This window comes from Paenibacillus daejeonensis DSM 15491 (assembly GCF_000378385.1).
GTDB lineage: Bacteria > Bacillota > Bacilli > Paenibacillales > Paenibacillaceae > Paenibacillus_D > Paenibacillus_D daejeonensis.
The window spans coordinates 27,250-49,074 of the sequence record NZ_KB899681.1; the positions used below are offsets into that span (position 1 = coordinate 27,250).

At 58.3% G+C, this 21,825-nt stretch carries 14 protein-coding genes and 1 pseudogene; 2 read left to right on the forward strand and 13 right to left on the reverse strand.

The window, feature by feature from the left end:
* Positions 1 to 125 precede the first annotated feature (125 nt).
* The 13 genes and pseudogenes from F556_RS0131215 to F556_RS0131275 all read right to left on the reverse strand — a co-directional run bounded on the left by F556_RS0131215 (position 126) and on the right by F556_RS0131275 (position 17,888).
* Positions 126 to 4,319, reverse strand: coding sequence for a hypothetical protein (locus F556_RS0131215; RefSeq protein WP_020620949.1), 4,194 nt, complete (start codon positions 4,317 to 4,319; stop codon positions 126 to 128).
* 17 nt (positions 4,320 to 4,336) lie between these two features.
* The gene (locus F556_RS0131220) at positions 4,337 to 4,780 is read right to left on the reverse strand and encodes a phage tail protein (RefSeq protein ID WP_020620950.1); all 444 of its coding nucleotides are present in this window, start codon (positions 4,778 to 4,780) and stop codon (positions 4,337 to 4,339) included.
* A gap of 51 nt (positions 4,781 to 4,831) precedes the next feature.
* Positions 4,832 to 5,002, reverse strand: a pseudogene (locus F556_RS39195) (DUF6760 family protein); the annotation flags it as partial.
* An 11-nt stretch (positions 5,003 to 5,013) separates the two neighbouring features.
* Entirely contained in the window at positions 5,014 to 5,391 is a 378-nt protein-coding gene (locus F556_RS0131230) for a hypothetical protein (RefSeq protein WP_020620952.1), read from the reverse strand.
* Positions 5,392 to 5,925: 534 nt separating this feature from the next.
* Positions 5,926 to 6,363 carry a phage tail protein gene (locus F556_RS0131235; protein ID WP_020620953.1) on the reverse strand — a complete coding sequence of 146 codons (438 nt, stop codon included), beginning with the start codon at positions 6,361 to 6,363 and terminating at the stop codon, positions 5,926 to 5,928.
* Between the two features lie 75 nt (positions 6,364 to 6,438).
* Positions 6,439 to 8,127, reverse strand: a complete 1,689-nt coding sequence (locus tag F556_RS0131240; protein ID WP_020620954.1) for a phage tail sheath family protein — start codon at positions 8,125 to 8,127, stop codon at positions 6,439 to 6,441.
* Between the two features lie 210 nt (positions 8,128 to 8,337).
* On the reverse strand, positions 8,338 to 8,901 hold the full coding sequence (locus F556_RS0131245; protein WP_020620955.1) for a Pvc16 family protein: 564 nt from the start codon (positions 8,899 to 8,901) through the stop codon (positions 8,338 to 8,340).
* A 6-nt stretch (positions 8,902 to 8,907) separates the two neighbouring features.
* Positions 8,908 to 11,076 (reverse strand): AAA family ATPase, encoded by a 2,169-nt coding sequence (locus F556_RS35790; RefSeq protein WP_020620956.1) that lies wholly within the window; start codon positions 11,074 to 11,076, stop codon positions 8,908 to 8,910.
* 99 nt (positions 11,077 to 11,175) lie between these two features.
* Positions 11,176 to 12,519 (reverse strand): PP2C family protein-serine/threonine phosphatase, encoded by a 1,344-nt coding sequence (locus tag F556_RS36805; protein ID WP_020620957.1) that lies wholly within the window; start codon positions 12,517 to 12,519, stop codon positions 11,176 to 11,178.
* A 1-nt stretch (position 12,520) separates the two neighbouring features.
* Entirely contained in the window at positions 12,521 to 12,871 is a 351-nt protein-coding gene (locus tag F556_RS0131260; protein WP_020620958.1) for an STAS domain-containing protein, read from the reverse strand.
* 50 nt (positions 12,872 to 12,921) lie between these two features.
* Complete coding sequence (locus tag F556_RS0131265) at positions 12,922 to 13,395, reverse strand: ATP-binding protein (protein ID WP_020620959.1); 474 nt, start codon at positions 13,393 to 13,395, stop codon at positions 12,922 to 12,924.
* Positions 13,396 to 13,426: 31 nt separating this feature from the next.
* Positions 13,427 to 16,435 carry a cyclic nucleotide-binding domain-containing protein gene (locus F556_RS0131270; RefSeq protein WP_020620960.1) on the reverse strand — a complete coding sequence of 1,003 codons (3,009 nt, stop codon included), beginning with the start codon at positions 16,433 to 16,435 and terminating at the stop codon, positions 13,427 to 13,429.
* A gap of 31 nt (positions 16,436 to 16,466) precedes the next feature.
* Positions 16,467 to 17,888, reverse strand: a complete 1,422-nt coding sequence (locus F556_RS0131275) for a hypothetical protein (RefSeq protein ID WP_020620961.1) — start codon at positions 17,886 to 17,888, stop codon at positions 16,467 to 16,469.
* Positions 17,889 to 18,154: 266 nt separating this feature from the next.
* Between F556_RS0131275 and F556_RS0131280 the strand changes: the two genes are divergently transcribed.
* Positions 18,155 to 20,968 carry a hypothetical protein gene (locus tag F556_RS0131280; RefSeq protein ID WP_020620962.1) on the forward strand — a complete coding sequence of 938 codons (2,814 nt, stop codon included), beginning with the start codon at positions 18,155 to 18,157 and terminating at the stop codon, positions 20,966 to 20,968.
* Between the two features lie 144 nt (positions 20,969 to 21,112).
* Positions 21,113 to 21,825, forward strand: a 713-nt coding sequence (locus tag F556_RS38670; protein ID WP_026297608.1) for a hypothetical protein, incomplete at its 3' end; no start/stop codon positions are given.

A 21,825-nucleotide genomic window follows, 5' to 3' on the forward strand; every position in this document is an offset into this window, starting at 1 on the left:
GTATGGCCAGAATTGCTGTTCTTGACCGTTAACGCTGCTTAGGTTGGTCGTGGATCAAATAGCTGCTGTGGTGTCCGTTATAAAAGCAGATGTAAAACCGTGACTGTCAGGGGGATGCCTCCCCCCTACAATCCCCTTCGCTGCTGTTCAAACCGCATACGGCGGGTGATCTCCCGGTACATCTGATCCGTCATGGCCTTGACGTCGACGGCTGGAGTAGCCGGCTTCGTTCGGAGCTCTTTCATTTCACCCTCCAGCCGACTGAGCGACTGGCGGACTACCCGGTCCTGCTCTGCTTGACCAGCGGCTGCGGCCCGGCTGCGCACGGCGAATTCGAGCGGCACGGCCCGAGCTGCTGCGCGCGGACGCCTTTCCGACGGGCGGCTGGAGGCTGAGGAAAGTTGCCGATCGGCAGTCTCCTCTTTGTAGAGCAGTGCCGGCAGCTGCCGCGCCGCACGAGCCGTAACCGATTCCGCGATTCGCGCCGCGCGAACGGTATGTCCGGTAAGCGGCGGCGTGGCGACCTGGAGCGGAACAAGGCCGGATTGAGAGCGGACAAGCATCTGCTCCGTCTGGTTTCGCGCCGAGCTCACTGCTCCTGTAAGTGGCGGCGCGATGGCCGAACGGAAGTTGTGCGACCTGGAGACGGGCTGCGCTGTCGTACGCCTTGCGGTCACACCAGTGCCAGACCCCTGTTGCAGGGACATGGCTGGACTACGGCGCATGGCCTGCAAGGCGGGCCGTGGCGACTGCGGTTGGCGTACAATCTCCGCCCCCCTACGCTGCTGCTCGGAAGGTGCTGCTGCAGACACATGCTCTTGCCCCGTTCTCCCACCAGCTCTGGATTCCACGCGCTGGGACAGCACCGGACTGCGGCGCATGGCCTGCAGAGCGGGTCGCGACGGAGTTGTAGTCGCAGGCAGATGCCCCCGAGTACTCAGCGCCCCTGTGCCTGTATTCTGACGTTGGGAGAGAGCCGGACTGCGCCGCACCGCCTGTAAGACAGGCCGTGCCGGTCGCGGCTGGCGCACAGCCTCTGCCTCCACTCGCTGCTGCGAAGGCGTAACGGCAGTGGACGTCTGCACCTGCGCGACCTTGCTCTCCCGAGCCATGATCGATCCGGCAGCGGTATTCTCTGCCGCCGCAGTCATCGGTCCAGGGGTTCGACTATGAACAGTGGTCGGAACCCCAGCGCTTCGCGCGGTCACATGAGCGACTGGCCGCGTGGCTGATTCGGGCTGACCCGGAGTGCGACTGGAGGGTATCGCCTGACTCGTCAGCCTCGTATTGGTGATTGTTCGTGGTGCCTGCCACCGAGCTAGCCGGGCTGCGACCAGAGCCAGTGCTCCAGAGAGGCGGCGACCGCCAAACGGCGTGCCCGGCGCATTGCCTGCCCGGGAGACAACGGATGCCGCTTGCACCGTCGACCGGGATGCTGACACTTGATTGCCGTCCACAGTGGCTCCTCCAACCGATGGGCCCGGCTTGGCGCTCTCATGTTGGACCGCCCGGGCTGAGGTCCCGCGACCGACAGCCCCTGACTGTATGCCCGTATGGCTCGTAACCGTGCGACCGGATAGCCGTTCCATTGCCGAGCCTCCCTTAGCACCGTTGCGGGCACCCTGCATGGAGGCCTGTTTGTGGATGAGTCGCTCAGCAAGCGAGAAATTCAGCAGCAAGGGATCGCCTAGCCAGGCCGATCCGATAGATTCAACTGAGCGATCCGCCACGCGATGGAACGGCAGGGCGGCCGATGCCTGACCGATTGAACTGCCTGCCGATCTTGGGGACAAATTCGCAGGAGCTAAAGTTCTAGCGGTAGCCATCACTACAGCTCTCGCTTGCGGTTCTGGAGCCTGACCGGTAGTCAGGCCGCCGGAACGCCCCAACCCTGGCCCCTGCTGCTGACTTCCGGTTGCCGAAGACCTGCTGTTTCCACCATTTCCAGCACTCCCAACCGCAGATTGGGCACCAAATGTTCGTGATTCACGCTGCGGGGAACTGGAGGCTGCCCCGTTGACCCTATTTCCAGACCTTGCTGGCTGTGGCGGACCGGGAGCAACAGTCCGCCGATGCGTGACGCGCAGAGCGCCGCGAGCCGCAATGTAAGCAGCCGTCGACTTGGAGCCGGGCAGCGGATTCGGTATCGTGCGGCCAGCTTTTGTCTGCTCTCGCCGCTCCTGCGCGTGAAGAGCTGCCTTCTCGGACGAAACCTGCAAGCGTTGCAGCAATCCTCTGCCGCCTGTCAGTTGCTTGGCATGCTCTTGTATAGCAGGAGCAGCTGCAAAGCCCTGCAAACGCGGAGCCGGGACCGAACCTGCCACTGTACGCAGGAGCCAATTCCGGATGCGCCCACTGCTGCTGACCAGCATGCTTCTGTCGCTAATTCCCTGACCTGGCTTAAGTTCTGCCTGCTGGACAGCGCGTTCTGTCCGCCGCTCATCAGGCTTCACAGGTCCCTGCCTGAGTCGTGCCTCGTCAGCAATCGAAGGGGTCGATGAGGCCATACCCGGTTGCTGCCCGCTTCCATGCACGACTGGACCCGAAGCGCCACCATGTTTTGGGGAAGGATGCGTCTCGGACGTGCCCTTCCCAGGCTGTGCAACGCCATTCTGGCGCTCAGGCTTCGTCGTCGAGGCAGTAGGCGATTCGTTGCTCGCACGCGTAGTCTGCTTGCTTCGTGACCGCATGAATCCAGGCTGCTGCTGATCCGAGCGGGCCGCTGCGCCTCCTCTTTCCCTTGTGGAATAAATGAGCGTGGCGGCCTGTCTTCTGCCGCGTCCTGTCTCTCGGGAGCGAGCGGCTGTTGTGGGTTTTTCAGTCTGCAGACTGCCTATGGGACGGCTCCGGGAGGGCAGGGCAATGATGCGTACCATGTCGGACAACCGGCTCGCTAACAGTCTGGACCTGACGGAATCAGCTAGTTGTGAGTAACCACCAGCTGGTGCTGACCATCTTCCCGCGCTGCGGAGGCTGGTAACGAACGCCAAATCCCTCTCGTTCTGACGAGGTGCCGTTGCCTGCTGCCGCAAACGCGAGGTCACCTCGTCAGGCGTCTCCACGATGTTCACCGTTCCGTCCAAGCGTGAGGACTGACGCACTGTGCCTTGTGAGGCCAGGCTCTCGCCTGGCCGGTACGGCTCCGTGCCAGTTCCCGTGCTGCGCCGTACAGTCGCCGAGGCTCCACCGGTGGCAGCTGGAAGCAGCTGTCGCCCGGGAAGCAGGCGAACCGCTGCCGTTGGGCGGGCCGTGGGAGCTGGCAATACCACCTCTTTCAATCGCGCAGGTTGCGGCGAACCAGACACTCTGCGCGCAGTTAGACCAGGTGCGGCAGCGGTATCAGCTGCCTCCTGTCGTGCACGGCGACCGCGCGGCCAGGCAGCCATCCGCAGATCGCGATGAACAAATACCGCCTGCCGCGAAGATGCAGTCCCCGGCCTGCGGACAGCCTGATCCCTGTGGATCGTTCCTGAAGCTGGCAGCCGGTCTCGCAGCTGGCGCTGAGCCGTATCCGCCGCCTGCGTCTTGCTGTCCGTCTGTCGGGTGAAGATGGAGCTGCGTCCCGGCTCCCGACCAGACCCATGATTACCAGAGGGGAAGCTCCCGCTCCTTTCAGAAGGAATCGGCCGACGCACATATTGCACCAGCGTCTGAAGACGTGTCAACCGCTCATAGCTCACTCGAATGGTACGTTCTGTCGTGCGCAACAGCCGTTCTTGCCTGCTAATCATACGTTGCTCAACCAGCGGCTTTGGTTCAGCGATGAATGTCCGAGATGCTTCTGTCCCGCTCTCTCGAATAGTGCCCGTAGCCTGTCGATCTGCAGCAGATGAAGTTGATGGACGTTGATGCATTGGCGCATGTTGGTTCGCTATCGGACGTGTAGTCCGGCGAAGCGCCTCCAGCCGGGCTGTCTCCGTTGTAAGCGTGCGGACCGCTTGCCGCAGCTCTGCTGCCTCTAGCTGGGCACGTTTTCTAACTTGAGCGACCGCTGCCGTATCTGCCTGAGCAGTCAAGGGCGCGGCATTGGCCCGTACAGTCACTTGCTTCGCAGATTGCGATTCCCGCGATCTAGGAGCTTCCAGTTGGAAGGTTTGCAGCAGCTTGAGATAGTAGTTGGCATAATTGGTTTGCAGACGAATATGCAAGTCCCGGGTGCCCCGCCCATTCGCAGCCCGCGTGGAAGGAGTCAGGTAGACAAAGCCCGCTCCGCGAACCGAGCGGTTGACCAGCCAGCCGTATTTGCCTGTCAGGCGACTCGCGAATTGCGGGTCGATCAAGGCTATATTATTGATAGGCTGAGGCTGCTTTTTCTTCATCTGACTTCCCCCCTTTCTTACAATACCTTGAAGCCGTTATGTGTTAGTTCAATAGCTTCTAGTGCGACCTCGCTGCTGGAGGCGTTGAAGTCTGGGCCCGACCATTTGGTGGGATAGGCTTCATAGAAATTCCAACGGCGAAACTCCTGCTCCAGCTCGTCATATAAAATGATGGATCCGCTCTTGCGGACAATCTTGCCCTGTAGGACCTGGCTGTACCAGTTCCATAACTCGTTGGTCAGTGTCATGCCTCTTCGCAGAACTAGCGGGGTCAGACGCGTTCGCCCCGGCAGCCGGTGTACATACTGATTGAGCCCGCCTTCGGCATGCTCGTAAACCTCAGTTTCCACGGACAGTCCGCTAACCTCAGAGAACCCCGCGACCAGCATGCCGTCCAGTTCAACCATGAATCGATAGGCGCCCACGACATGGGAACGTTGTTGGGAATTACGGCTCGACATGTTGCTTCCTCCGCCCGGCGTCTGTTCGCCGACTTCTTGTACTCTTACATTTTAAAAATCGAATGGATTTTTGCGGTCCGGCTCATCGTTCATCTTGCGATTGATGCGCGAAATTTCCTCACACCAGCGCCGCCGCTCCTTGTGCTCCATATTCATAATCTCGTCATGCGGCCAATGGAAATAGTACGCGATAAATCCGGTTTCCTCGTAGAGCCGTTCTTCCGGATAGAGCGTTACATTTCCCCCGCCGGTTGCAAAAAAGACACATCCACCTCATGCTCATGATCACACTTGGGACAGATCGCCTTGACGCTGAGCTGCTCGGTCTCGTTGATCTCGCGGTAGAAATTCTGAAGGAAGGCCAGATCGGCCGTAAATAGCTTTTCGATGGTTTTGGTATCGACAGCGCGCAAGTCACCCAGCTTGGTAATGACCCGGGCCAGCAAAATAATGGTCAGGTAGCCGGGGTTCTGCTGAACGCGTGGATCACGCATGGGCAAGATCTCATCGGCAGCTGTCGCCAGCCGCATGATGCCGCGCCGGTGCAGGTTGCCGCTCTCATCCACATAGCCGCGGGGCAGCTCAAATTCATATTCGGTTCTAAAAGACATAAGACACTCTCCTCAAGCATTCATTTTGTATCCAGCCAAGCTATTATGAAAAAAGTGGCCTACGGTCATGGATCGATCTTACGATCGCTGTTGTCCCCAGATTTCTTGAATTTTTAACCGCTGTAGCGGTTGAAATCCGGGGACAAAGGCGAGCGCTACGCTTCTCCAGATTCGATTCCATGCCTCTTCGGCCATTTTTCTAACGAGCACATCTGAGACTGTCAAAAACTAAAAGTTTTTCTGTTTAACGTCCACAACACGAGGGTAATGGAGTGAATAACAGACTTCTCGCACCCGGCATCCGAGGTAAAAATAAAGTCACCGACAGTCTCACATCTGCGCGTTAGGCAGTCTGGAACGTTGCAGGAACAAACAGTTTGGGCGGTTAAACGTCTGTGGTAGGTGTTAACCGCAACAAACGACGTCGTTTTGCTACATGCAGCCGCGCTTGCGACAGCGCGGCCAGCAGTTGCATCAAACCTTCGGTTCATCCGTGGATGATACGAGTGGCAGCTCGATCATCCACATCATTGATTATTGTGTACGAAGCATACCTTCATGCGCGAGCTCCAGCAGCTCGATTGCTACCTCGGAAGCCGTTGCGTTGAAGTCAGGCGCCGTGTACTTGGTAGGCCAAGCTTCGATGACCTGCCAGGTTGCGACGTCCTCGCCTTCTTCATTAATACCGATGATCGTTACCGTTTTACGCTCAATGGTACCCTCAACGATACACTCCTGGACCCACTCGAACAGGTCCAGTGAATCGGTAGCGCCCCATTTCAGAGAAATGTTGCCGTACTTCGCCAATCCAGGCAGTTTGCGCGGCGTAATCACGTCCGTGCCCTCCCGGTATTCAATCACATCCAGCGAGGCGTCGAAGCCGGAGACTTCGCTGAAGCCTGCCTGCTCGATGCCCTCTACTTCGACCCTAAACCTAAACTTGCGATATGGATCATTGCGTTCGCCCGCCATATTCTAACTTCCTTTCACCTGTAAGGTAGTTCAAAAAAGGTAGTTCAAAAAGTAAGCCTTTAATTACACACCTAACTATTGCTCATTCGTTTTCTGCGTAATGCGGAAGACCACGAACTCTGCCGGTTTGACCGGTGCGATGCCGATGATGCAGACCAGACGGCCGTTGTCGATATCATCCTGGGTCATGGTGCTGCGGCTGATGTCGATATAGAACGCCTCCGACGGAGATGATCCCATCAACGCTCCACCACGCCATACACGGGTGAGGAAGGCATCAATCGTACGATGCACGCGTGCCCACAACCGCTCGTCGTTCGGTTCGAAGACGACCCAGTTGGTGCCCGACTTGATCGATTCCTCCACGAAGATGAACAGGCGGCGAATATTAATGTATTTCCAGAGGGCATTCGAGGATGTCGTGCGCGCTCCCCAGATGCGGATGCCTTGTCCCGAGAAGCTGCGGATCAGGTTGACGCCTTTGGGATTCAGCACGTCCTGCTCGCCTCTGTTGTATTGCACGTCCAATCCGGTCACGCCACGGATGACTTCGTTTGCCGGAGCCTTCTCGACGCCGCGCGTACTGTCACTGCGGGCATAGACGCCAGCAACCGATCCGGATGGCGGAACGAAGATGTTGCGTTTCTCGAGCGGATCAAATACCTGCAGCCAAGGGTTGTACAAGGCCGCATAGCTCGAGTCGAACAGCTCGCGGTGGGTGAGCACATCCTGGATTTTGGTCTTCTCGCGCGGGATGTCCAGCACGGCGAAGCGGCTGCCTAGTCCCTCACAATGTGCAACCAGCGAGAGCTGTACCGAAGGATCGGTCACGCCCGGTACGGCCATGATGCTCACTTGATCGTTGTCTACAAAGGCCTGGATGCCTGTCCGTTTGCCAGGGCCGTTGTCCTCGCCCATGTATGAGGAAGCATCAAGTCCGCTCAGACTGCCGTCGGAACCACCAGCAAGCACGATGATGTATGGCGCCGCGTCCTTCTTGAACAGCTTGGTCAGCTTGGCCTTGCTGTCAGCCGTTACCGAGATCAGTTCCGACTTGGTTAGTACGGTGTCGACATAGTTGGCTGCACCTGCATTGAAGGAGCAGGATTCAAACGTCTCCGACTCGGAGCCGTAAGCGACGTTGACGGTGAATTCAGCTGTGCTCAGCACCTTGACTGGCAGCAGTCCCACATCAACCGGGTCCTCTGGGAGTGCGTCATCCAATTCGAGGATGTCGTCCAGCACCTGCACCACATTAGCTGAGGTTACCGCTTCTCCGTTGGAGAAATTGACAACGTCGCCGACGTTGAAGCCCGAGCTGTTCTTGACGCGGTACTTGTTGCCGCCCAGGTCTTCGAACACCTGTGTTTTGGCTTTGCTCGCAGATTCGATAATCACTTTGATCTGATTGCCCCAGGCTCCCGGATTGCGGGCCTCGATAGCGAACAGGGGATCATCGCTGACGGCGACAGCTGCATCGGCAGGCACAACCCGCATGATGTAGGCGCTGGAACCTCCGTTTACAAAATACTGCTCTACCGCATACGCAAGATACCGGTAGGTTCCGAACTGCTTATCGGACAAGTGGGAGCCAAACGTTTTTCTGAACTCGTTCATGTTGGTTACCAGCAGCGGCAATCCTTCGGACGGTCCGCGCTCGGCTACGCCGAGAAAGCCAGCGACACTTGTGCTGACGCCTGAGAGCGGCTGTCCGGCACTATCAAATTCCTCCACATAAACCCCTGGCGAAAAATATTCGGCCATTGTTGTCGCCCGACTCACAGAATACGCAAATGGGCCGCGTAGTTGTGAAATCGGTTCCTCCTTTCGTGACTTTAAAATATGCAAGATCGGGCCCTTAATGGTTGTTCAGAGCTCGGTGCCAAACACCAAGCGTCTTGAACGCTCACTTGATTCAAGCCGTCGATCAGTGCTACATGGTTGGTGCCTGCTCTTCATGCCTCCGCCACCAGCTTACTTGCGCTTCAGGTTGAACTGGCGTTCGCGGACACGGGAGACCGGCTTGGTGCGAGTGGATTCGAGGAAGACGGGGCCTACCCGGCAGCCGAGCGACAGCTTGTACGGCCCATTGGGAAACAGGCCCATCAGCGTATCGAGCGGCAGCTCTTCTCTCACGATCCGGATGCTATCTCCGCTGCCCTTGAGCGCGCCCACCAGATCGTCGTCTTGCAATATATTATGATCGTGCAGCAGCTGCATCGTTTTACCGATGATCCGCTGCTCGTCAATAGCCCTAGTCAGTACATCCGAGCTGGAGTGGGCGGTAACCAGATAGAACAAATCGAGCGCCATCGGCGGATACCGCAGCCGGTCGCCCTGATCGATCATGTCACTGCTTCGCACATCCATATTTTCTTTGATGTCATACAGATACAGACTGAGATTCATGTCACCCTTGTCTTGCGGATGCGCCAGCCCGATCCCATCGGTATGCGGCACGAGATCGGGCACCAGCCCTTCCCGCAGCATCTTGATCAGGGACAGGCCCGTGTCGGCGACCAAGCTATAGTCCGCCACAGCGGATCACCCCTTCCAATACTGCGCGTAGGGACCGAATCGGTCCTTCATCAGCAGCTTGCCCGTCTTCTTGTATTCTTGAATGACGCTCTCCAACAGTCGTTGCATCGACAGCGGCTCCCCCGCCTCGGCAGACAGGAACGCGGCCGAGAGGACAATGTTCTTGATCGGTGCGCCTGTGAGCTCGAACGTCTCCGCGAGGAAAGCGTAATCGATCTCCCCGGCTGGCATCGCTTGCGGAATGGCCGAGCGCCACAGGCGCTCACGATGGTCGCTATCAGGAAAGGGAAAGCGGATAATATATTGAATTCTTCGTACAAACGCATCATCGAGGTTCTGAGAAAAGTTGGTTGCGAGAATAGTGATGCCATCGTATTCTTCCATCTTCTGAAGGAGGTAGGAGGTTTCCATGTTGGCGTATTTGTCGTGAGCATCCTTGACCTCAGAGCGCTTGCCGAACAGCGAGTCCGCCTCGTCGAAGAACAGGATGGCCCCGCTCTGTCCGGCCTGTTCGAAAATCTCGCTTAGGTTCTTCTCGGTCTCCCCGATATACTTGCTCACCACGCGAGAGAGATCAATCCGGTACAGCTCGGCCCGGAGCTCCTTGGACATGACCAGCGCGGACATCGTCTTACCCGTTCCCGGCGGACCGGTGAACAGCATGCTGATGCCCCTGCCGTAGGGCAGCAGGCGGTCAAATCCCCACTGACTGAGCACCGTGTGGCGGTGCACCAGGCGGTTACACGCCTGCCGGAGCAGCTGCATCGCATCCGCCGGCAGAATGAGATCATTCCAATCCAGCCGGGACTCCATCTTGACGGCCTTGTCACTCAGGCGATGCCGCAGCAAGCTATAGGCAGCCGTCTGGAGCCAGTCTCCTGCGCTGCCGCCTTCACCGCTGGCCTGCCGCCAATCCGACAGCTGCAGCGCATATTCGGTCGTGGCCTTGATCTGTCCTGGCGTGAAGCGGAACTTGCCCGCCAGCAGCGCGATCTCCCGTTCGTCCACAGCGAGCAGCGACGGCGTCAGCTGCTCCCATAACCGTACACTATCGAGCATATCCGGGAGGGCAAGCGGGATGTCCAGCCAGACCGATCCCGGCGGCCGCACCGGCGCTTTGAGCGCCGCATCACTCAGCCAGAACACATCCCCCGACCAATCGTTCAGCTCTTGGAGCAGCAGGTGGATCCGATTATCGGAGGCTGTACAACGGAATGCCGGAATGGCGTCTTGGAGCCGGGCTTCGAGAAGCATCTGCGCCAGTTCGTCGCGCAGCCTGTCCGGTTCCTGTGCAGCCTGTGCAAGATCCCACTCCAGCAGCGCGCAGCCGAGGTCGGCGCAGAGGTGTCTGGCCTGGAAGGTCTTACCGCTGCCGGAAGGGCCGTGCAGATTCCAGTGAACCGGATACTCCGCACGATCACGCGCATAATCGCGCATCCGCTGCCGCAACTGATCCTGTATAAGGGGAGGCTCCAGTAAGCGATTGCTCTCCAGCCCATAGTGGGTCAGTCCAGTGAGGGTATCCTGTACCCGCCAAGGGAGATCCAGCAGGAAGCTGACTGCCCGGGGTCGCAGCACCAGCGGCTCTGACAGCATCGATACGTCCTTCCTCGTCTGCGCGGACGTCATCTCCGCGAATAGCCCCCGGAGCGCGCCGCGCGTCTGTGCCCAACGTTCCAGCAACCGCTTGCGCTCCCCAGGACTACGGCTGCTTAGTCGCAGCATCAGATCGAGTGTCAGATGCTGGCTGGACATATCATCCTGCAGATAGCCATACAGTCTTATGTACTTGCGATTGGCATGAGGTGCGAGCGCCGCAAGCAGCATTCGCGAATCCTGCTCTGTCAAGCCCAGGACTGCCTGCAGCCGCAGCAGCGGCACCTCGCGTTCAGAGGTCGATTCTAACCGCAGCCGAATCCGTTCCTCCAGTTGATCCAGCAGATATGTCTGTTCCGCTGTCAGCATCAGATAGGGTTCATCATCGTCCAGCAGCGCCTTGGCTTCCGTGTCCGACAGATACATGCCGCGGAAGGCGCCAGCTGATCCGTCCAGCTCCTCCGGATGTTGCATCATCCGCTGCATTTCAATCTCCAGAACCACATCCAGCCTGATCCATTCATCAAACAGATATTCCGACAAATTCGGATACGGAGAAGCCTCTTGCGTCTGTGTCATTCCAAGCTCACTCCCCCGAATGCTACTTCTTTCCATTGTCGTTCTAAATACTCATAGGCGCAACAGTTCTTTCGACCTATTCCAACAATTTTTGCGTCGTCAGCCATAATTTAACACCATGAGCGCTTGATCATCATGCTGCGGCATGCCAGCGGCAAACAACTCGATGGTTTCCGATAACCGAAACACGATCTCTTCCGCAGAACAACCGACCGAATGCGACAATTGTTCTGCCAGACGTTCGGCCCCGAACCAATGACCTGCCGAATCCTCGGCTTCTGTAATGCCATCCGTGTAGAGCACGAGCGACTCACCCGCCGAGAGCCTAATATGGTTATCGGCATAATCCGCGTCCGCGAATATACCGATCGGAAGATTTTTGTGTCCTGTCAGAGCGTTTGCTCCCTGTTGACCAACGACATACGCCGGACAGTGGCCAGCATCGCAATATTGCAGCTCGCCACTCGCCGTATCCAGGATGCCGAGGAACATCGTCGCGAACATGGTCGACTCTTCGCTGCTGATCTCCCGATTGATGTGAGCGACGATTTGGGATGGTTTGAGAGAACCATTCGCCTTCGCCCGAATCCAGATCATGAGTCCTGACATGAACAGCGCCGCAGGCATGCCCTTATCTGAAACGTCGCCCAAACAGATAAGCAACCGCCCATCGCCAAGCTCCTGGTAATGATAGAAATCGCCCCCCACCTCACGGGCAGGCTCAAGGGAAGCGTTCAGCTCGACTCCCGGCATCCGCCAGGAAGAGCCGGGCAGATAGCTGCTCTGGATCTCTCTGGCAATCTTGAGCTCGCTCTCCAGCCGCTCCTTGGCCGCCGTGGTTTCGCGCAGCTGGAGCATCGACTGCTCCAGCGCTTCGTAGAGCAGCATATTTTCCAGCGCAATCGCCACCGGAGCAGCGATGTCCTCCAACAGCCGCAGCTGAGCCTGGGAGAACGCACCGCCACCTTTGCGGTTGATGACCTGCAATACCCCCAGCGTCCGCTCGCCGGAGCGGACCGGCACACAGAGCATGCTGCGCGTAGGCATGCCTACGCGGTTCGAGACCCGGCTGGACCAGCGGGCATCGCGTGCGGCATCAGCGATTCTAACGGATTGGCCGCTGGCCGCCACGCTCCCGGCGATCCCTTCCCCTGGCTGCAGCCGGATCTGCTTCACCTCGCCGCCCCGCTCCCCGGTAGCAACCTCAAAATATAGTTCGCCCGTGCTTGCATCAACCATGATGATGGAAGAAGCTTCGGCATCCAGCGCCTCCTCCGCAGTCTCCATGATGATCTGGAGCAGCTCTCCGCGGCGAAGCGTGGAGTTTAACCGCAGGCTGATCGCCAGCAGCTGAGATGAGCGCCTGCGCTCTCTCGCCAGGAGCATGCCCGCCCCCGCAGCAGCCCCGGCCAGCGCCGTAGACAGCCATGCCTTTCTGCTCATCTTAGCCCTCCCCTTGTGCAGAGACATGGGCTAGTGCCGCCTCCAGCGTATCAAACAGCGGGAAGATCTGGGCGAAACCGGAGATATCCAGCACCTCACGCACTGTATCTCGCAGCAGGCAGAAACCAACGCTTCCGCCATCCGCCCGGCTTTTCTTGACGGTGAGCAGCATGACGCGCAGACCTGCACTGCTCACGTACTCCAGCTCGTCCAGCCGGAAAACGATGCGGCGGCAGCCTTCGTCCCACAAGCGCAAGAACGCCTGCTCCGTCTGTGCCATCGAGGCGCTGTCGAGCCGCCCCCTCCAGGTGACAACTGTCACCTCCTCTATCTGCTGCACTGTCATTTCCATGCCCTATACCTCCTCTCGATCCTGCTGCTCTATCCGCCTGGTTACAGCCATTATTCCGCCCTACAGCTTTTCACCATGCGCAGCACATTTCGCTCTTCCTTGCGTTCGTATACCACTTGATTCATCGACTGCTTCATCAACCAGATTCCCAGACCACCAAGCGCTCTCTGCTCGAGCGGCAGCGTCAGATCAGGATCAGGATGCTGCAGTGGGTCAAAAGACTGCGCCTCATCTGTAATGGTCACAATCAGCCTGCGAACCCCGCTGCCCTGATCCAAGTTTTCCAACGTATCCGGCTCTGGCTGCTTGTGTTCTGTAAGCTCCAGCGTAATCTGGACTGACCCGGCTGCACCCTCCCCATATCCATGTCTAATAATATTGACGATCCATTCCTCACAGGCCAGCAGGATGCGACCTGTATCCTCTTCCGGGATGCCCTGGCTTAAGCAAAACGCCCGGATACGCTCCCCCAGCCGCTCCCACTCCGCCAGCGAAGCCGTGATGCACAGTTCGATTCGATTCACCGTATCCGGGCTCCTTTCGTAAAAGTGCGTATTAGCTTAGCTTCAGCAGCAGATGCTCCAAATTACGCAGACGCTGGCTCACCGACCGCAGCAAGCCGACTCCAATATCGGGGTACAGACGGACCAGCTTGGCGGCTTCCTCGCCAGCAATTTCCAATACACGCACTTCACCCAGCAGCGCTTGCGCAGATACGACAGAGGGATGTTGATCGAACAATCCGGCTTCGCCGAAGGTCTGACGCGGTCCGAGCAGTGCGAGACTGCCCTCCACGCCTTCATCATTAACACCGCTCAGTTCCACTTGCCCATCAACAATCATCACCAGCGAGCCCCCACTCTCTCCTTGACGCAACAGGTAATCCCCTTCCTGGTACGACTGCTCCTCAGCAATACTGGCGATCCGCCCCAGTTCCTCTACAGAGATTTCGTGAAAAAGAGGGACCTGCTTCAAAAATACGATTTTGTCGAGCGCGTTCAAATATTCCCAGGTCTGTGCCAATTCCGTATCCCCCTCCATTGCGCCAACCTTGACGAAGATGGCCTGCAGCCACGGATCCGTCGGTAGCGTATGCGCAAAATCAAGCGTACTCTCCAGCGCCGCACGCACCTCCGCCCGCTTGGCCGCTCCCTGCTGGATACTCTGGTAATAGAGCAGGAGCGCGCCCGCCAGTCGTGGATGGTTCATGCCTTCGGATAAAATCTCGAGCCCATGGTCGCGGGCCTCCTCGGCCCCCTGCTCGATCGCTTGCCGTAGCTGAGGAATAGAGCGCTCGTCGCCATAACGAATCATGATCGTCCAGATCGTATCCAGCAGCATGCGGTTCACCTCGTTGCGCCGCTGCCGGGCCAACTGCGTCCACGCTTCCTGGCCTGCTTCTTCGATGCTCTCCAGGATCCGGTTGCCCGCACACAGCTCCATCAGCTTGCGGATACAGGCCGGCGCTACCAGCTCAGCAATCTCTGCATCCGTACCGATGACATTGACCGTAAGTACAGCCGCCCGCCAGATATCCTCATTGGGCGAATCGATGAACCGCTTGAGGTCAGCGACCTTTCCTGCTTCCTGGAGCGCCTCCTCAATAATGCGACTCATCTCCCGGTCCGCTCCGACCAGCATATCCATCAGACTCGTCACAATGTCGCTGTCTCCGATTTTGCCGATGGTACGGACCGCTTCGTATTTGAGCGCCATGGACGGATCGAGCATGCACAGCATCACATCGTAGAGCATGGACGTCAGCCTTCGCTCCCCGATGAGCCGGCAAGCCGCCAGCGCATGCTCGCCGCCTTCCTGTAGCAGCTGCCTCAGATCCGACTCCAGCTCCTCGACCTGCTCCCATACGCGCAGCGCCTCTAGCCGCACCGGCAGTGCCGGATCACGGTAGGCCGCCTGCAGCCATTCCGCTCTGTCCGGCCGCCCCGAGCCGGTCAGCTGGCGGACCACCACGGCCCGCACACCCTCATCGGGGTCCTGCAGCCATTCGCGGGCCCACCCTGCAGCCATCTCCCGCCAGCCATCGGCATGAACGGCAGCGAGCGCCAGTGCTCGCACATCGCCTTCGTGGCGGGCAGCGAACCTGAGTAGCGTATCGGCTGCAGCCGCATCCGGCTCCTCCGCCAGCCACTCCAGCGTCATCCGCTGGGTCTGCCGGTTCGATGCCTCCAGCCTGGCAATCAGCGCTTTCCTGGCATCCTGACTGCGCAGCGAAGTCACGAAGTCCTGATACCGGTTCCTGATTGAACCGGAGGCGGCGTGCAGGTAATGCAACAGCTGCTGCATGTAGAGCCTGCGGATGAACCAGGCCAGTACGACCAGGCCGCCCGCCATCATCAGACCTACTAGAGCTTGACCCGAGAGACTCCAGCCAAATCGGGAGTGCAGCAGCGAGACACCCGAGCCAAGCAAGATGCCAGCCGAGGCGGACACGCTCTGTGCTGTGAAACGCAGCCCGTCGCGCTGCTGCTGCGGATACATTTTGAAGAACAATTGGAAACTGGGTTCAGCGAAATAAAAAAGCAGTAAATAGGTAAGGCAGTAGCCAAGGGAGACGGCGAACAAGGCGCTAGCCGTGCCCGCCAGAGGGGCTACCACAACAAAACTGAGGAAAAACACCGCCGTCATGGCCAGCACCATATTGCTGGCACCGAGCCAAGCCATCAGCCGGGCGGAAAACAACTGCAGCACAAACGCACCGCAAAATAACACGATCACCATCAGACCGTAGAAGGCCGTCAGCTCCTCTTCCGTCTGAAACACGGTCTGGGCTGCGGTGAAGTATTGATATTCCATGATGTAATAAACCGCTGGCATCAGCGTCATGACCCCAAGCACCACGAGCAAGAACGGAGACTTCAGCATGAGCTTCATCGACCGACTAACCGCGCTTAAGTCCTCGCCTTCTTCCTCCGGAGCTAGTGCCGAGGGCAGCAGGTATTGCTTGAGGGCACTGCGAAAGTTGGGGAAGCCGAGCAGCAGAATGACCGCGCTCAGCAGGTAGAGCAGCTCCGCTCCAATCAGCGGGGCCAGCCCCCGGGAGAGAATACCGGCCACGATGCCGCCAATGATGGCAAGCAATACGAAGACGGGCATGACTCGCTTGGCTTGCTGGGTTGGGCAGAGGTCAAAAGCCGTGCTCCACATCAGGAGTGTCTGCTGCCTCACAACGAAGCTGGACAGCAAAAACAGGATAAAATAGAAGAAGGACCATTCCATACCCGTCAAACGAAACAGAAGCAGCACGGCACCTCCGGTCAAACCGATTCCTACAAATAGCAGATAAAGGGTAATCATCAGACGCCGCTTGGGCACCCGTTGGGACATATACGACAATAGCCAGCCTTCCAGCGGCAGCAGCAGCGCTTCGATGATATACATGATCGGCAGGAACTGCGTCCCGACCCTGCTGTTGAAAATCCCCATATACGCCGTATAATTGACCATCTCCGAGATCCCTGCCAGCAGAAATACGACACCCATCACCATGATCTTCCGGCGATCCTCGAACCTGAGGTTAAAAAAAGCCTGCAAACGCGCTGCCACTTATGTCTTCCACCTTGCTTGTCGATATAGTCTAGCCAAGTCGTGCAGCAATCAGCGCCGCCGCCTGTTGCTCCTCTGTCCCATCCGGAATCGCCAGCTGCTTGAGCGCTTGACGGAATGCTTTGTCCTTGCCTTCCTTGGCCCCGCGGGCAAGAAACGCAGCGAAGCCTCGCATTAGAAAAGCAAAGCAGTCGGCAGCGGATCCAAATCCTGCCGTCTTCAACCGCTTGGCCCGCTGCTTGTTGCGCCGCGCTTGAGGATAGGGGCCGAGACTCAGATAACGGTCGACGACCGCCTCCTTGTCGGGACTACCGCTCCGGTAGCGCTCAACAATTGCCGTTACGGCCAACGAACCTTTGATACCGAGCAGCAGTCTTGTCCAATATTCGCCGCTCCTGCCCGCCAGCATCGCCAGCCCGGCATCGCTGGCCTTCGTGGCCTCAGGCTTGGCGCCATCCGGGTCTTGCCGCCCCTCGCTGGCCGATCCGGTCCCTTGCTCCTTCGTGATGCCTTCCGTTGAACGCCCTGCGTCTGCTGACGCAGCAGCATCCTCTCCCCCACCCGCAAGACCAAGGAGCGAGAGCAAGGCGGCTGGCAGCCCGCCGGTTCCAATCTCCTCCAGATCACCGTCCGACGCCCGCTCCTCGCCGCTTCGGGGTTCACTCTGTGGAGACTTTCCTGCTGTGGGACCGCCGGGAACCAATCGTTCCGCCAGCTGCATCCCGTCCTGCACCGCCGCCCAGTCTACCCATTCCCGCTCCAGAAGAGGCAAGGTCATCTGACCGGTGAAGGACCGGACGGTAAGATTGCGATAACGAATCATCCGGTGCATGGCCAGCTGCTTTTGAGCCGCAGACAGCTGCCCGAAGCGCTGCATTAGCATCGTTTGGTCCTGCTTGCCTGCCTTGTAATTGAGCCATAGCAGAATCTCCCGATACGGATGGAGCAGCCCTGACGGGTTAAAGCTGACCTGCACGGGCTCCGCTCCACGTTCGCGTTCATCCGCCTCCTTCTCGGACTCGCCGTGCCGCAGCTCGACATGCTTAAGCTCCTTCACACGCCGTTCGAACAAGTCCAGATCAAGTGTATATTGCTCGCTCTGCAACGCGGGCTTGCCTAATGTATTCAGCAAGGCTGCCCGCTTCTGCGGCATGGTCAGAGCATAGAAGCGGCGCAGCAGCTCCTGGCGGCCGTCCGCCTCTACGTGCGAGAGCAGCCAGCGCGCATAGCGCGCATACTTGGGCTCGCGCGGCAGCAACGGACCGGAGCCCGAGACGGCCACCGATTGCGCCATCCGTCGCATCGCCTTGTTGCCGATTGCGCGCTGCAATGTTGTCGATTGCATGTCTTCGGAGTCAGCCTCTTGGGCAGCTGCAGGTCGCATGATTTTCTCCTCTGCTTGCTTATCCGAATTCGAGCCGACTGGCGGCAGCTTCGCATATGTACGTGTCATCCCGTGCCCTCCTGCGATCGCACCGCGTTCGGCATTGTGTGATTTGCTGCCGCTGCATGGACCCATGACAAAAGTACCGTTTCAATTCTAAAGAATTCCTAAAGTTTTGTTTATTCTACATCCCATCCTCTTTCCCCTGCCAATGTGTAAAAAAAATGTCGATTCCGCGCGACTCATGAAAAAAATGTCAACACAGTCCCAGGACTCTCATGTATAATCAGGACAGATTGATTTACGGTACGATACTCTCGCTAGGAGGACAGCGCATGGCCCCGTTCCCTTCTCTCTTTTCCAGTTCGAAGAAACCCTCGGACCAGGACCGGCAGAATGCTCCGCAGCCCCAGTCCCAGACGACACCACCCGTTCAGAGCGGACAGACCCAATCCCCCTCAGATCTGCGTAATACGCTGCAGCGGGCATTCGGCAATCGGAACCTGGCTCGCAGTCAAGCCTCCCCCGGAAGTGGCGGCAGCACACCACCCGCACCGAGCGGCCCCACTGAGGATCAGCTGCGCGAGACAGACCTTAATCTGCAGAAGGACTTGACTGCCGACAGTCTGGCCAACAAGTACTTCCAGAAGCTGCAGACCGCTACCGCCACAGAGCTCACAGAATTCGTCACCCGGGACAAGCAGACCGCTGCCCTTCGTGAACAGCTGAGAAACGCAGCCATTGCTGCCGTGCAAAAGCAAGTGGACGAGAGCACCACAGCCAGTGACCAGCAGAAGAAAGATGCCAGGACCCAAGCCGAGAAACTGGTCGACTCCAAAAATGTGCTAGGGGATACGTTAAAAAAATATGCCAGTTCCACCGCAGCCCCCCAACTGGACACTAGTCACAAAACCAGACTGCTGAACAAGGCGAAGGCGGGATTCGCCACTGTTGCCCCCAAAGCTAGTACACCACTGCAAAAGCAAATTGATGCAGCTACGAAAGCGGCGGACAGGGAGACGGCAAGCGAGGCCGAGCGGATTGGCGATATTACGCTGAATAATAGTAAGAGTGTCATTCTTCTGGACATGCAGGGCGATTTGTCATCGGTCAGCACTCATATCGATATCAAGACACTCGGTACGGAGGAAGCCGCGCTGCGCGAAGGACTGGAGAGCAGCCTGTTCGACCAGGCCACGATTGATAACATCTACACCAGCAAGCTGGCGGACCCGATTCGCCAGGTGGTCTTGCTCAAGCTTGGTGTAGGAAGAGGCGCATTCCGCAGATCGGATGAACTTAATATTTTTCGCGATAAGCTCAAGGAAGCCGGACGTGCCCAGGCCCGAACCGACATTGACAATCAGTTGGACACTAACAGCCTCACCAGCGGCAAGGGCGCCGTCGGCAAGCAATACTACGGCATGCTCGCCAAATCGGAGGCTCATCGTACCTCCAAGGGCTCGGTCGATAAGGTTATGGGAACCCATGCCGATGAGATCATCAAGCAGGTGTTGCCGAAGGATCAGACGACAAAGGAACTGAAGGAAGCTGCTCAGACCTCCGCTTATAGCGTAGCCAGAAGCCATAAGGATGCAGCAGACAAAATCGCCAAGGCTTCCCGGGCGGGAGCCCAGACCAAAGCCGCCGAGCTCTACAAGATCGTCATGCCGAAAGCCGAGCAGGAAGCCCGTAAGGTGACCAAGGGTGACAAGGAGACGGGTGCCGGACCGGATCTGGTGAAGCAGGATGAGCTGGTCACCAAGGTCGGCGACCAGGTCACGATTGATGATATTGCGGGCAAGGCCATCAAATACGTCATTGAAGAGGACTCGCTGAACAAGGGCTTCGCCAAGGTTGCCTCTATCATCGACTTGGCGGTACCGGCAGCCGGGGATTCCGCTTCACTTGAATTCGAGCTGAAAATCCCGATTCAGGCTGGCGCCTACTTCCTGATCTCTCTGGGAGCCGAGGCCGAAAAAGAAGAAGGCGAACTCTCCCTTGAGTCCGAGGTGAATATCGGCGCTGGCTTCGGCGGCTTCGGTCTGGATGCCAACGCGCGGATCGGCTTCTTCCTGGCCGCCCAAGGCAGTCATTCGCACAGCGCTGTGAATCTGATGTCCTACGGCATGTACCGGCAGATGCGGATGTTCTCCGAAGGCGCGGCCGACGCGCTATGGGGCCATGGCGGCAAGTCGGGCAAGAGCAAGCTGGAGGAAGCCGAGCTGTGGGCGGCCATGATCGAGCAGCAGGAGATGACCAATGAAGACAATCATGTCGATGTGGGCATGACCAGCCAATTGGCCGCAGAGGTGAACGCCGGAGTATTCGAAGCGGATATTGCACTCGGCCACAAGCGGCTTAACCGTTACGACAAGGAAGCAATTGGCAAGCGCTCGGCGCTGTTCGGCGATGCGACGGATACGACCAAGCTGGCCGATAAAGCCGCTGCCCTTGCCTCCGGCTCCAAGCGCCGCACTCTCGAACTGGAAAGCTCCTTGTCGGTTGAGATCATGGGGACCGGCGTCGATTTCGGGGTCGAGCTGGAGCTGGCCTGGATGGATGGAACGCTCCGGGAGATCGAGGTTGCCATCAAAGCTGGCATTCCCTTCGAGTTCGGCGAAGAAACGACGGGGTGGGCCACCACGTTAGCCAAGATTGTGACACCGGCCTCCGGTCTATTGAAAAACCTGGTCGGTGAGGCCCAGAACGCGAAGAAGGATAAACAAAAAGCCAGTCATGCAGGCGGCGTAGCGGATATGGCTACAGATACGCTGTACGTCGTGCCTCAGTTCGATGCCTGGGGCGAGAGCTTCGCCTCCAAGTTGCAGGACAATGATGAGGTTAACGAAACGATTCGCAGTTGGTTTACCAAAGAAGATCTCGACACGGACGAGCTCTCCAACAAAATTGCGCTCAGCAGCACAATGGACTTCTCGCTCAACATCAGCGTGGAGAAGGACGACAGCGGCAAGTTCGGGGACTGGGAAGTCTCGCTGGAGATTGGCCAGACCAAAGGTCTGGAGATCGAGGCCGGCATCATGACCCTTGCCATCGAGAAGTCCAAACGCCTCGGCAAGCTGGCCTTCGGCAAGGAAGACGGCGCCTTCGGCGTCAAAGGCGGACTCTTCGGCGTCGAGAAGACTTAATTAGGCACGGGCGCTCGCTGAGGCAGTACCCACGCTGTATTGTGGTGGCGTGAGGCGGTGTGGCGGTGGCGTGGCGGTGGCGTGTGGTGTGACGGGGTGCAGTGGCACGCTCTGCAGCGAAAGAAACTTTCGTTGGAGTGCACCATGCGGCGGTGGGACGATCTGCAACGAAAGAAACTTTCGTTGGAGTGCACCATGCGGCGGCGGGACGCTCTGCAGAGTAAGAAACTTTCGTTGGAGCGCATCATACGACGGCCGGACGCTCTGCAACGAAAGAAACTTTCGCTGGAGTGCACCATGCGGCGGCGGGACGCTCTGCAGCGAAAGAAACTTTCGTTGGAGCGCACCATATGGCGGCAGGACGCTGTGCAGCGAAAGAAACTTTCGTTGAAGTGCATCATACGACGGCCGGACGATGCGCACCGAAAGAAACTTTCGTTGGAGCGCACCATGCGGCGGCGGGACGCTCTGCAACGAAAGAAACTTTCGCTGGAGTGCACCATACGACGGCCCGACGCTCTGCAGCGAAAGAAACTTTCGTTGGAGCGCACCATGCGGCGGCCGGACGCTGTGCAGCGAAAGAAACTTTCGTTGGAGCGCACCATGCGGCGGCCCGACGCTCTGCAACGAAAGAAACTTTCGTTGCAGCGCACCATGCGGCGGCCCGACGCTCTGCAACGAAAGAAACTTTCGTTGCAGCGCACCATGCGGCGGCCCGACGCTCTGCAGCGAAAGAAACTTTCGTTGGAGCGCATCATACGGCGGCCCGACGCTCTGCAGCGAAACGAAACTTTCGTTGGAGTGCACCATGCGGCGGCCCGACGCTCTGCAGCGAAAGAAACTTTCGTTGGAGCGCA

Excerpts from the sequence above, each read along its gene's own strand:
- F556_RS0131215 (WP_020620949.1), bottom strand. The coding sequence starts at position 4,319 with ATGAAGAAAAAGCAGCCTCAGCCTATCAATAATATAGCCTTGATCGAC.
- F556_RS0131220 (WP_020620950.1), bottom strand. The coding sequence starts at position 4,780 with ATGTCGAGCCGTAATTCCCAACAACGTTCCCATGTCGTGGGCGCCTAT.
- F556_RS0131230 (WP_020620952.1), bottom strand. The coding sequence starts at position 5,391 with ATGTCTTTTAGAACCGAATATGAATTTGAGCTGCCCCGCGGCTATGTG.
- F556_RS0131235 (WP_020620953.1), bottom strand. The coding sequence starts at position 6,363 with ATGGCGGGCGAACGCAATGATCCATATCGCAAGTTTAGGTTTAGGGTC.
- F556_RS0131240 (WP_020620954.1), bottom strand. The coding sequence starts at position 8,127 with ATGGCCGAATATTTTTCGCCAGGGGTTTATGTGGAGGAATTTGATAGT.
- F556_RS35790 (WP_020620956.1), bottom strand. The coding sequence starts at position 11,076 with ATGACACAGACGCAAGAGGCTTCTCCGTATCCGAATTTGTCGGAATAT.
- F556_RS36805 (WP_020620957.1), bottom strand. The coding sequence starts at position 12,519 with ATGAGCAGAAAGGCATGGCTGTCTACGGCGCTGGCCGGGGCTGCTGCG.
- F556_RS0131260 (WP_020620958.1), bottom strand. The coding sequence starts at position 12,871 with ATGGAAATGACAGTGCAGCAGATAGAGGAGGTGACAGTTGTCACCTGG.
- F556_RS0131275 (WP_020620961.1), bottom strand. The coding sequence starts at position 17,888 with ATGACACGTACATATGCGAAGCTGCCGCCAGTCGGCTCGAATTCGGAT.
- F556_RS0131280 (WP_020620962.1), top strand. The coding sequence starts at position 18,155 with ATGGCCCCGTTCCCTTCTCTCTTTTCCAGTTCGAAGAAACCCTCGGAC.